A 12036-nucleotide genomic window follows, 5' to 3' on the forward strand; every position below is an offset into this window, starting at 1 on the left:
AGAAGCATCAAACATCTAGTGATATTAAGGATTTATCTTAATTATTACTGAAAACAACAGCAATAACGAAGATAGACACTGATATCCATCTGGTCGTAAAACAGCATGGACCATTGATGTATGCTAGCGGTGGCTGACAAAAAAACAGGTTAACGTAATGTTTAGTTAAAACTCCCGACTCTGTTTAAGGGTATTGTAACGCAATCCTAATTAAATATCATCAGAACTATGCGGCAAAATACAAACTCTTTGGTAAAAATCTGCGTAGGCAACTTATTATTGCTACGCTATCAGCCTATTTTATACCCAATTTTAAGACTATTCTAGAGGGCAGAATCCTATGAATCATAGGGTATAAGTACAAAATATAGAGAAGTTTTTGTAACAATGGCAACATTAGCCTTATAAATAACCCCACTCTCAACTTGAAATAAGCAATTCAAACTGAAGAGGCGGATTACCAAGTTTTTTGTTGAGTACAAAGCACAGATTGTGTGACAGGATTTTACGAATCAATCGATGAGACAAATGCCATAAATCTCTTGCTCTCACTCTTTGTATATTAAATCGTTCTGATAGCTGACCAATGACTGTTTCAACGATACGGCGGGCTTTCATTAGCCGCCTTACCACAGGTTTGGGTCTATCCTCTTTCATGTTAGCTCTGAGTGGCGTTTGTAAATCCACGCCTTGAGCGTCGTAGTACGATGTCAGACTAGGGCTGATATACCCTTTATCAGCGCCAAGTAGCCCATGAATATGAGTGGTGATTTCTGGGGCAACCGCTCTTTCATCAACATTGGCAGGAGCAAAGGTAAAGCCTTTAATCATGCCCGATAAGTTAACAAGCAAATGTCCTTCAAAGCCATAGTACCTCTCTTGCTTAGCCGCACAGTAGCTAAAAGCCGCTAAGTCTTGATAGTTTTTATGCCGATAAGCGCGTCCATAATGACAGACGGGTATCGGAAAGCCATCCATAAAATGGATGTTGTCACGGCCCTCAAGTTCACTGACTTTATCTTGTATCTGCTGTTTGACTTGCCACAGATTGGCGCAGTGCTTTGCGAAGTTAGGGTATGAGCCGATGGCTGGAAACCAGTCTTGCCAATGCTGGGTAAAGTATTGCCAAATTTGTTTGTCTTGATCAAGGTGTAAAAATTCACCGACCATCTCCATGCAAATGATCTCAGGATCACTCAACTTTGGTGCGTAACCTGCACCTCGCAAGGGCTGGGTGACGACTATTTTGTAATATTGCTCTACCATTAAATAGATATTGATGATAAATTCGTCTATGGGCATCTCACAACTCCATTGTATTCTTGGTCGAAAACAATAGATTAGTGAGGTGCTCTTCTTTTTTCAATCACTTTTAAAGTTGAGAGTGGGGTTATAAATAGGTTTTACTTATCGGTAAATCGCCCCTTATAATGAGATTGAAAAGTATCGACAGTAGTTTCCTACGCATTGTTATAATAACGATGACACAATAACGATTTTAATCATTTGAATACGATTGGGCGGCAGTAAGCAGTAATTGATACGGTTAGCCTAGCACCCTATTCATTAAGGACAATAATATGGCAGTTTTTTTGACAGATGCATGGTTTGATGACGTTGAGAAGTTAGGTAGCGAAGCTGGTGAGCTAAATTTGCCACCCGCGCTGGCTAATATGGTTATCAACCTAAAAGTGTCTGACACCGATGGAGATATCGAAGCCAACTTTGCTGATGGCCTATTGCATCGCGGCTTAAATGATAATGCGACCACCACATTATTGCTTGACCGTAGTATCTTGCAATCAATCATTACCGACTTTGATACCAACGAAATCATGGGCGCATTTATGAGTGGTAAAATTCGCGTTGAAGGCGATATGTCACAATTGATGGCGGTACAAACGGCACGTCCAAGTGCTGAGCAAAAAGAATTGTACAAACGTGTCAAATCTATGACGACGATGGCTTAACGGCTTAAGTCTATATCTTTCACTTTTTCAATTGATTTTTTTTATCGATATTGTCTAAGCAAAGCACAAAAAAGCTCCTAATTTTATATTAGGAGCTTTTTTACGAATGATAATATGAGTAAGAAGAAGTAATTGTCGCAATGAATGCCTAGCGATGCTGCTTACTTAGACTATTTAAATTAATTAAACGACTTAAGTTTCTTGAATGTTTAGCTGGCTTTTGATGCCGCCGTCGCATCTTGTGACTTTTGGTTTTCTTTATACATCGCTGCCTGTAGCCAGACATTCGCTTGTACATAGTCATGTACGTTAATAGAAGCAGTCTCTGTCGTATTGAGCGCACCAATACGCACCACGAATGGATCGGCGTCTTGTTCACGTAGTATTACCACATCAAACAAGATAATGGGCTTGCCATTAAAGAGGGTTTCTTGCTTGCCAAGTACTTGACCTTGGCACCATGCCTCGTCTTCTTGTCCCAGAGTATCACCGAACAAATAAGCACACATATGACCTAGGTTAATCTCGACTGGCGCCATTTGTTCTTTGGTCTCAGGCTTCCACTCTTTGATTTGCTCTTGTAGATCATCCGGTATTTGACCATCATTGGCGGCGACGATATCGTTAAAGGCACGATGGTAGCGAATGGCTTCTTGATCTTCTACCATAATAACTTCGTGCTGCTCGCTTAGCTTGATTTCATGTGCCCAAGCACTAAAATTCACGAAGTAAGACGTATCGCGTTGATACAAATGACGGTTGGCGGTATAAAGCTGGTCAAAGGCATAAATAATACTGCCGTCAGCCGTGCGCAAACGCAGTACTGCGTCGTGTGAGTTGTCGTTGGCAATGATACGCTCGATTTTGCAATGTAGCCCATAAGGACTGTCGACACATGGATAGGCGTTGATAAAGCATTCGGGCTTACCGTCTTTCATCGCCAGCACTTGGTTGATGTGGCAAGGTTGGTCTTCAGATAGCAACAAGCAACTGTCTTTGGCGCTGACGTTGGGGTTGAGACCTTTCGGCATGGCCGCCTTTTCGATCATCTTTTGCAGCCACTCTGGCACATCATGACTCATATCATCGGTTAAAATACGCCAATGATCGGCATGACCGGCAGCTTGCTCGTCAGATAAGGTGATTTTGGTAGGAGATTGGATGTTTTTATATTGATAATTAATGGTCATGAAAATACTCAAACTTAAGTCAGCGATGAGGTTTGGACCTAACGCTGACATTGCTCATCTAGCATCCAATATTTATAATCATTGGTCTAAGATAGCTAGCAATGTCGGCAGTATAGGGTCAGCAAACAACAAGGAGGGGTTATTGACAATTGTCCTTAGCATACAATATATAGGTATAGACGCAAGTAATAGCAAGCCCCTCATAAAAAATAATAACAAAACCCGGTTTTTTGGCAAAAAATACGCGCAGTTTTTGCTAATGACTGGCACATATCCGCCAAATTGTGTCAAACTAGCTCCCTTTTGATGGCCAAATTTGGCCTGTTTTAAACCCTATTTTTGTGTTCAATTTATATGTTGGTATGGCAGGCGCACTCTATAGGGCGTTTGTCGCTGCTCGTTTTGGCGCATATAAAAGTCGCACGTAGATAAGATAAAGAGTTTGAATATGTTTCGTCCTTTAGCGTTATTTATCGGCTTACGATACACCCGAGCAGAGCGTAGTAATGGCTTTATCTCCTTTATATCGCTGATCTCGATGATAGGTTTGACCCTTGGGGTTGCCGTATTGATTACGGTTTTGTCGGTGATGAATGGTTTTGACCGTGAGTTAAAGACCCGTATTTTGGGCATGGTGCCGCAAGCAACCGTTATCTCAACCGAGGTGATTGGTGATTGGGAGCAATTGGCTGATCGTATTAAAGAAGATCCAGAAGTCGCTGCCGTCGCGCCCTTTATTCAGCTGCAAGGCATGCTGACCTCGAATGGTCAAGTGGCAGGTATCATGGTCACTGGTGTCGATCCTCAGTACGAAAAAAACGTCTCGATCATTAACGATCACATGACTGAAGGCAGTATCGATACTCTACAAGCGGGTGATTTCAGTATTGTGCTGGGTGAAGAGATGGTGCAATCGTTGGGCTTGAGCATCGGTGATAAGGTGACTTTGGTGTTGCCAGAAGCATCGCCATCACCGGCTGGTGTGATACCGCGCTTTAAGCGTTTTACCTTGACGGGTATTTTCAGTATCAGCCCAGAAGTGGACAGCCTCATGGCCTTTATCCCGATGAGTGATGCCGGTAAGTTGCTCCGCCTCCCCGATGGCGCTCAAGGTATCCGTATGAAGCTAAACGATATCTTTACCGCGCCCATTGCTGCCCAAAAAGCGGCTGCGATTGCTCCTGATCGCCTCTATCCGAATGACTGGACGCAAACGCACGGCAATCTATTTGGGGCGATCCAAATGGAAAAAGCCATGGTCGGGTTGCTACTGTTCTTAATCATCCTAGTGGCAGCATTTAATATTGTCTCAAGTCTGGTCATGCTGGTCACCGATAAAAAAGCTGATATTGCGATTCTAAAGACTTTTGGGGCATCTCCTCGTCTGATTACACAGGTCTTTATGGTACAAGGCGTGGTCATCGGCTTTATTGGTACGATTGCAGGTACGATTTTGGGTGTGATATTTGCGTTGACAGTGAGCGATATCTTAGGCTTCATTAATCAAGCCTTCGGTCTCAATCTCTTCGATGCTTACTTCGTTAATTATCTACCATCACAGCTGCGCTTAACGGATGTGATATTGATCACTGGTGCGTCATTTGTATTGAGCTTTTTGGCCACTATTTATCCAGCGCGCCGAGCGGCTAAAATTCAACCTGCGCAAACGTTGCGTTATGAGTAATTGATACTCAAGCGAGGCGTAGTTATCATTAAAATGAGAAGCCATTAAAGTGAGAATAGCCTCGTTTTAAGCAACTATGCTGCAGGTGATAAGTGTTAGCCAAATTAAAAAATCATGAATATCGGTATCAATAAAATAAAGGAAGTGCTATGTCTGCCATTTTAAAGGCGACCAATATCAATAAGATATATGATGAAGGCGCGGTTAGTACCCAAGTATTGACAGGCTTGGATTTGACCGTCAATGCTGGCGAGCGCATCGCTATCGTTGGCACCAGTGGCTCAGGAAAAAGCACCTTGCTACACTTGCTGGGCGGATTGGATACGCCAACCAGTGGTGAAGTCTGGCTGCATGGTCAGTTGTTAAACAGCATGAATGAGACTGAACGCGGGGCGATGCGTAACAAGCACCTAGGGTTTATTTATCAATTTCATCATCTGTTAGCAGAGTTTACAGCGATTGAAAACGTCGCGATGCCACTGCTGCTGCGCCCTAAAGTATCGACGACTGAGGCAAGAGACCAAGCGATTGCCATCCTAAAAAGCGTTGGTCTGGAGCATCGTTTGGCGCACAGGCCAGGCGAGCTGTCAGGCGGTGAGCGTCAACGCGTGGCCATTGCCCGTGCCCTCGTCACCAAACCCTCGCTCATATTGGCAGATGAGCCAACAGGCAACTTGGATTATGACAATGCACAAAGTGTTTTTGGCTTGTTATCAGAGCTGCAAAGTACCATGCAAACAGCACTATTGATGGTGACCCATGACCGTAACTTGGCGGCGCTGGCAGATCGCCAAATGTTGCTACGTAATGGTCATTGGGAACAGTATTAATGCGTCGAAACTGTTTAACCGTACCATTTGCCTAGAGCGTGTCCTCAATTCAAACGCTTGTATCTAAATGGACTAAAAATGGCTAAATTTTGCCAAATATTGTCAAATAGCTGATTAATATCTCGATATTATTTGCGCTATTTTCCTCGTTTGACGGCAATTTATCTTATTTTCATGACCATTTTTAAAATGAGGACACGCCCTAATGTAGTCGATTTATATAACATTGACGACAGTAGTCCTGTCTCACGTTACAAGGATAAATACAATGAACGAAGATGAAGATCCAATCGCTGCTTTCGGCAGTGCGGAAGAGGGCAATGAACCATTAAAACCCTATATGGATCCAACCCTATTTGACACCATTGATAGGCAGGCGCAGATTGAACTGCTTACCCCAGTTTTTGATGCTATTACGCTTGCGGGCGTTGATTACGATCTAAAAGCACAAGACAGCGCCACTGGCAAACGCTATACGCTGCTCAAAGATGAACAAGTGATCGATATATTTGAGATGGATAGCAGATTTACAGACAATGTCATTGCGGCAATAGAGAAAGAGAAAGAAGACGATTGATCAAAATGCCTAAGCGCTGTATTGAAAGCATCCATCAGCGTTTAGGTGTCTTGTCGATAGGTTTGTGTTGGCGTTTTTGCCAGCTGGTGACGGTTTTATAACGCCAAATTGCCTTAAATGCCAAGCCACAAACGATGCTAGTAATGACGGCAAGGATAGTGATACCCACACAGAATGCGGTTAACGATACAGTGCCTTGATATGTGATAAAGGGGTTGGCACCATCAGATAGTGCCCATAAGCTAAAGTCAGCAATCATTCTGCCAATAAGCCGTAAACTGATCATCGGCACGTCAAGAATTTTGGCACCGATGTAGTAACCAGCGTAAAAGATAGGTAGGCTAGTGACAGGGTTGGTAATCCAAGTTAAACCAAGCGCCATAGGGACATTGGCACGAAAAATTAGCGAGCCAATTAATGCTAATAACATCTGTCCGGGTAGCGGAAAAAATGCACTGAGCACGCCGATATAGACCGCTTTATTTAAGCTGTGCCGGTTAAAATGCCATAAGCGCGGATCAGCCAAATGCGGTGCAAATAATTTTAAAATGCGGCTTTCTAGAATTTTCTCTGGTGTGGGCAGCAAGTTTTTAAGACGTTTTTGGGACACAGCATCGCCTTTAATCGTTATCAACCGCTGGTTCAATCACATTGATGGGCTGATATAAAGAGATATTAGGAATAAAATACGGGTAGGAATAGTATCAGAAAAACAAAGTAATGGTATTGAATAATCAGTATTGCAATATGTCCCGTGAGTATAGGGTAATAAAAAAATAAATGCTATTGCTGGACGAGGGCGTGGCCTCGATCTGAATGGTAGCGACTAAAGGGTTAAAAAATGGCCAAATCTTGCCAAATGGCGTTAAATAGCTGGACAATATCCTGATATTATCCGCGCTACTTTTCTTATTTTGTTACCATTTATCTCATTTTTATCACTATTTCCAACATGAGTACACGCTCTAACGACAGTCTTTATTGCTAGCGTGAAGCTATAGATTCCCGCCCGTTTTTGACTGGCAACACTCAAGCAAAATTGGTCGTATTTAAACGTTCAGCTCATCAAGCAAGGAGCGCTGGTGTACTGGTTACTTGGCAGTTTAGTGATTATCGCTATGATGGGGGTTTTGGCAGTCGCAGATAGTATGGCGATACCATTTAACTCGTTAATAGCTATGAGCGGCGCCACTACGTTGTTACCGCTACTATTAGTCATCGTCGCTATTATTTTGATAGCTATTAACCAGCGTCAAGCTCTGTCTATAAGCTCAGTGGACGTCCATAAGCTTTCTTCTCAAGGCGACTTCTCTCAGCCTTCTGTTCCTCAAAATACCTCTCCATACGGTTCTTCTCCCTCTAAACTCCCCATTCGAATGATCAATTATTCGCTGATAATGATACTGGCAATAGGGTTAGTGATTGGTAGTGCATTACAAGCTTTGATGGGTTACCAGCGGGCAGAAGCAACAAAAATTATTGAGCCTATACGTGTGCAAGCGTTGGTTACTATCGAGGGTATTAGCGATAGCGTTTATGATGACGTCACCAATAGCGGCTATCGACAAATCGCTACCATTAGTCATATGTCGCCATTGATCTCTGAGCTAACGGCTCAGGAATTAGATAGCATTGCGGCCGATTATGTTACAAATATTGATAATAGCCTAAGCAATAATAGTTTAGCTGGCGCTGATTTGAACGAAAAAGCTGAAAACATTGCTAACGACATCAAATACCGCGTGCTACTCAATGCTTATCCAAAAAGCGGCTCTAAAAGCTCGCAGATGATTGACGTAAACCAGCTGCAGCCGGGTGATCAGTTATTTATGACGCTAACACTCGCAGCGCTTGCTACCTCTGAGCAAGCGATTAATAACCCTTCTGGTTTTGACAGTTATCGCTGGTTACGAGGTCGTCATATCGATGGGGTAGCCAATATAGTGGCGACTAGCACCTTGCCTTTTGCGCTCGATGAGTCGTCTGCACTGGACGCTAATTCTCATTCCTATCTTAAGCGTTTTCGTACTCGGATTGACCAAGGGCGTTGGCAATTGCGGCAGCATTTTTATCAAGATTGGGTGGGACAAACTACCGCTGCGCAGCAAGCAAAAGCGGTCACTTTAAGTTTGCTCACAGGTGATCGCAGCTTGATCAATCGTGATACCAAGGATCTGTATCAGTTGGCTGGTATTTCACATTTGCTGGCTATCTCTGGCACTCATGTGTTGTTTTTAGCGATTATGCTGGCAGGAGCAGTTGTATTATCGTTCAATCGTCTGTATCCAGCCCTATATCGTCGCATACCACGCTGGCAAGTGCGCTGGTGGGTGATGATCAGTGCCGCTTTTATTTATGCGCTATTTACTGGCTTTGATGTGCCGGCAGCGCGAACCGCATGGATGTTACTGGCGATAGGTCTGGTACGATTAACCTTACTACCGATTAGTACGATGCGAGTATTGTTAGCGCTAGCAGTCTTGATGGCATGGCTTGATCCTTATGTGCTGTGGCAGGCTGGTTATTGGCTGTCTTTTATCGCTGTGGCGCTCTTGCTAAAGTACGATAGTGGCTCACAGGCGCAAAACAACTCAGCATTATCGCAATCAGATATACCTTTCTCTCATGGTGATAGTAAATATAGCCGTATTTTACTTAGAAAGGCATGGCTCACAGGCAAGCGTGTCTTTAAACTGCAATGCTGGCTATTTATCGCCCTGCTGCCCATTACCTTGCTGTTGTTTGGCAAAGCCTCGCTATGGGGATTGGTCATTAATTTATTTGCGATTGGTTTATTTGGCTGGGTTATCGTACCGCTCAATCTATTAGCAGGGCTTTGTTATTTATTATGGCCTGCACTTGCCGATAGTATTTGGGCGCTGGTCAGTACCATTGTCGCTAGCTTACATGATTTGATTAGGTGGCTGACTTCATTACCAGCGCTGTCAGAGGCGTGGTTGTATACGCCAGTAAATATGGCGATATTACTGATGGTATTGCTGGCAATATTGCCTTGGTTATTACCGCGTGGGTTTATCAGTCGTTGGCTGGCACTACCGCCTTTAACGCTATTAATGATGACGGTATATGCCAACCAGCAGTCATTATCTACGTCACCAACTTTATATGTCTTGCCCACTGGAGATCGCTATATAAGCGCTGCTGTGCTGCAATATCCTATAATGAATGAGGTTGGGGGCATTGGAGGCAAGTATAATAAGGCGCAGTCAGCAAAGGATAGCGTGAGTTGGTTATTTTTGGCAGACCATAGGCCTAATGCTACGCGTACCATGCCAAGTAATTTGACGGCAGAGAAGCTGTCCGCAACACTAGAACAGCAGTTGCGCACCTTGTCGATTAAACGTTTAGAAGGGCTCATAGTGCAGACAGCCAGTACAGGACTGACGGATACGCTCACGACTCATGAGGCAAGCAATACATTTAAACCTAATGCCTCTGAGCTGTTGCCGATGACGGTTGCTCAAATAAGTCAACGCCTACCGATTAGCCAGTATTGGCAGGCAGGGCGCAGTAATCGATGGTTCGATCGAGAGAAGTTTTATAGAAAAGCAAGCCAAGCTGATGATTCAGCTCAGATCACTAACAAAACGTATATCAGCCCGAAAGGCTGTGAGCAAGGTGACTCATGGCAGCTCGCCAACGGCGCTTTATCATTAGAGGCTATCACGGGCTGGAGTGAGATAGACGATGCCAGTGTGTGGGAGTGCACGCTTGTCATTGATAGCAAGTTACCTATTAATATACGGCAGTATAATGCAGCCGATCCCCTAAATTCACCGCTTGCTAGCGCGCAAATGATAAAGGCAATACCTTCTATATCAAAAAGTACGCAAACAGACAATCAACACCTTACTGCGCAAGATCAGTCACTGCCATCACGTATTATTGTTAATGCGGATACTCATAAGCGTCTTTGGCAACTGTGGGCATTGATCTGCCAAGCTGAGTCGTTTGAGGATAATAGAACCGACAGTCATGTTACTTGGCTTGGACACAGTACCTCGCAAATAACGACTGAGGTCATCAGCCGTCAGCAAATAAGTGAAGCAATAACCTATGATGATAACGCCTTAGAAGCAGCATTAGCTTTTGAGACCACTCCATAAAAATTGTCCTCATCCTAGCAGCGTTATAATAGGGTGATATTTCACGGTTACACTATTGAACCACAACCAAAATGGCACCATACTTAGTAACCTATTAATATAGATGACCGAGACAGTGAGAAAATTTGATTTCTTACTGACCTCATTTTCTATATCATCTCTTTTATCGTTTTAGATTGTTTCTGACTTAGGAAGTTATATGCCCAACTGGCCACCAGACCCTAACAAACGTCCTGACAATTCGGCAAATCAGCCAGCGCCGATGCCGCAGTCAAGCCAGCCGAGCGGACAAGAATGGCGCTTGATTGAAAATACCTTGCTCGCTAGTGTGGTAGAGCAACGCCGTGCGCGCCGCTGGGGTATCTTTTTCAAACTCTTGACCTTTGGTTATATCCTATTGATATTTTTGACCCTTGGCCGTGGCTGTAGCAGTAAAGCGCCATCAGCTCTTGACGGTATGGATACCAGCAAGCCACATTTGGCCGTGGTTGAGTTGCAAGGCACTATCAGTAGTGGTGATGTCGCCAATGCTTATGATGTCAACGAAGCATTGACGCGTGCTTTTGAAAATAATAACTCAAAAGCAGTGGCGCTAGATATCAACTCACCTGGTGGCTCACCTGTACAGTCTGATGAGATTTGGCAGACAATGAGGGATCTACGCCAAGAGTATCCAGATAAAAAACTCTATGCGGTGATCGGTGATATCGGCGCTTCTGGTGCTTATTATATTGCCTCAGCGGCAGACGAGATTTATGTGAACCCATCAAGTTTGGTTGGTTCTATTGGCGTGATTATGCCAAGCTACAATGTCGAAGGCTTGATGGATAAAGTCGGTGTTGAAGATCGCACTATCACTGCTGGTGAATATAAAGACATTTTAAGCTTATCGCGCCCGCTTACCGATTATGAAGAAAAGCATGTCGAAAAAGTGCTGGCCAATACTCATAAGCACTTTATCAATGCGGTAAAAGAAGGACGCGGCGCTCGTCTAAAAAACCCAGAAGAGAATAAACTGTTCTCAGGATTGTTCTGGACTGGTGAGCAATCGATTGCCTTAGGTCTCGCTGATAAAAAAGGCAGTATTTCTAGCTTAGAAAAGCAGTTAAAGCTCGATAATGTCGTCAATTATACCCCAACCGATCCGTTCAGTTTATTTATGGATCGCTTTGCAGTTAAGTTGGGCGCGGGTATCGGCTCAAGCGTCAAGCTTGATGTTTTGCCACAAACCGATGGTAATGCAGAAATGCGCTAAGCCTATGGTGTTAGGTTTACTGTGACCAATAATTAAGGCTGAGCGTATTATTATGCTCAGCCTTAATTATTGGTCAGTACAAATTTATGGATAATGGGCATTCCAACGGAATAGCGTATTCGAAAAACATTAAGTCCACAAAATACCAAGTCCAAAAAATACCGAGGCCAACAATACCTTTGGTTGATCAAAATTGCTTTAACCAAGCAGTGCTTTATTTACGTCAGTAATTGGTCTGGTTTTCTTTCGCCATGCTCATTTTTTGAATGCTATAATCTTTGATGACTATTAATGGCACAGCGACTATTAAAGGCATTCTTACTATTAAAGTAACTACTATTTAGGGCGTATCTTTATTTTGAGAATGTGTTCATTTTGAAAATGACCATAAAATACACGCCTT

General features: G+C 43.5%; 9 protein-coding genes. 6 read left to right on the forward strand and 3 right to left on the reverse strand.

Annotated elements, in window-relative coordinates; genetic code table 11:
- Positions 1–420: 420 nt before the first annotated feature.
- A complete protein-coding gene (locus ACSUPM_RS05175) occupies positions 421–1302 on the reverse strand; it encodes an IS982 family transposase (protein ID WP_436880028.1) in 882 nt (293 codons plus the stop codon).
- A 278-nt stretch (positions 1303–1580) separates the two neighbouring features.
- Between ACSUPM_RS05175 and ACSUPM_RS05180 the strand changes: the two genes are divergently transcribed.
- Positions 1581–1970: an SCP2 sterol-binding domain-containing protein gene (locus ACSUPM_RS05180; RefSeq protein WP_025651293.1), complete on the forward strand. Its 390-nt coding sequence runs from the start codon at positions 1581–1583 to the stop codon at positions 1968–1970.
- Positions 1971–2179: 209 nt separating this feature from the next.
- On the opposite strand, the gene ACSUPM_RS05185 is transcribed toward ACSUPM_RS05180, so the two are convergent.
- Positions 2180–3160 carry a hypothetical protein gene (locus ACSUPM_RS05185; protein ID WP_025651292.1) on the reverse strand — a complete coding sequence of 327 codons (981 nt, stop codon included), beginning with the start codon at positions 3158–3160 and terminating at the stop codon, positions 2180–2182.
- A 448-nt stretch (positions 3161–3608) separates the two neighbouring features.
- On the opposite strand from ACSUPM_RS05185, the gene ACSUPM_RS05190 reads away from it, so the two are divergent.
- From ACSUPM_RS05190 to ACSUPM_RS05200, 3 genes are all read left to right on the forward strand, one after another.
- Complete coding sequence (locus ACSUPM_RS05190; RefSeq protein ID WP_025651290.1) at positions 3609–4844, forward strand: lipoprotein-releasing ABC transporter permease subunit; 1236 nt, start codon at positions 3609–3611, stop codon at positions 4842–4844.
- 149 nt (positions 4845–4993) lie between these two features.
- Positions 4994–5674 carry a lipoprotein-releasing ABC transporter ATP-binding protein LolD gene (lolD, locus tag ACSUPM_RS05195; RefSeq protein WP_025651289.1) on the forward strand — a complete coding sequence of 227 codons (681 nt, stop codon included), beginning with the start codon at positions 4994–4996 and terminating at the stop codon, positions 5672–5674.
- Positions 5675–5942: 268 nt separating this feature from the next.
- Complete coding sequence (locus ACSUPM_RS05200) at positions 5943–6251, forward strand: hypothetical protein (RefSeq protein ID WP_025651288.1); 309 nt, start codon at positions 5943–5945, stop codon at positions 6249–6251.
- Between the two features lie 34 nt (positions 6252–6285).
- Here ACSUPM_RS05200 and ACSUPM_RS05205 read toward each other — a convergent pair whose 3' ends face one another.
- Positions 6286–6861 (reverse strand): DUF2062 domain-containing protein, encoded by a 576-nt coding sequence (locus ACSUPM_RS05205; RefSeq protein WP_025651287.1) that lies wholly within the window; start codon positions 6859–6861, stop codon positions 6286–6288.
- A 472-nt stretch (positions 6862–7333) separates the two neighbouring features.
- Between ACSUPM_RS05205 and ACSUPM_RS05210 the strand changes: the two genes are divergently transcribed.
- On the forward strand, positions 7334–10378 hold the full coding sequence (locus tag ACSUPM_RS05210; protein WP_350588099.1) for a ComEC/Rec2 family competence protein: 3045 nt from the start codon (positions 7334–7336) through the stop codon (positions 10376–10378).
- Positions 10379–10577: 199 nt separating this feature from the next.
- The gene (gene sppA, locus ACSUPM_RS05215; protein WP_025651285.1) at positions 10578–11633 is read left to right on the forward strand and encodes a signal peptide peptidase SppA; all 1056 of its coding nucleotides are present in this window, start codon (positions 10578–10580) and stop codon (positions 11631–11633) included.
- Positions 11634–12036: the final 403 nt, after the last annotated feature.

Origin of the sequence: Psychrobacter okhotskensis, assembly GCF_965638355.1 — a bacterium.
In the GTDB taxonomy this organism is placed as follows: Bacteria; Pseudomonadota; Gammaproteobacteria; order Pseudomonadales; family Moraxellaceae; genus Psychrobacter; species Psychrobacter okhotskensis.

Bases quoted from the DNA above. Each gene is read 5' to 3' on its own strand.
- ACSUPM_RS05175 (WP_436880028.1), bottom strand. From the start codon at position 1,302: ATGCCCATAGACGAATTTATCATCAATATCTATTTAATGGTAGAGCAA.
- ACSUPM_RS05180 (WP_025651293.1), top strand. From the start codon at position 1,581: ATGGCAGTTTTTTTGACAGATGCATGGTTTGATGACGTTGAGAAGTTA.
- ACSUPM_RS05185 (WP_025651292.1), bottom strand. From the start codon at position 3,160: ATGACCATTAATTATCAATATAAAAACATCCAATCTCCTACCAAAATC.
- ACSUPM_RS05190 (WP_025651290.1), top strand. From the start codon at position 3,609: ATGTTTCGTCCTTTAGCGTTATTTATCGGCTTACGATACACCCGAGCA.
- lolD (WP_025651289.1), top strand. From the start codon at position 4,994: ATGTCTGCCATTTTAAAGGCGACCAATATCAATAAGATATATGATGAA.
- ACSUPM_RS05200 (WP_025651288.1), top strand. From the start codon at position 5,943: ATGAACGAAGATGAAGATCCAATCGCTGCTTTCGGCAGTGCGGAAGAG.
- sppA (WP_025651285.1), top strand. From the start codon at position 10,578: ATGCCCAACTGGCCACCAGACCCTAACAAACGTCCTGACAATTCGGCA.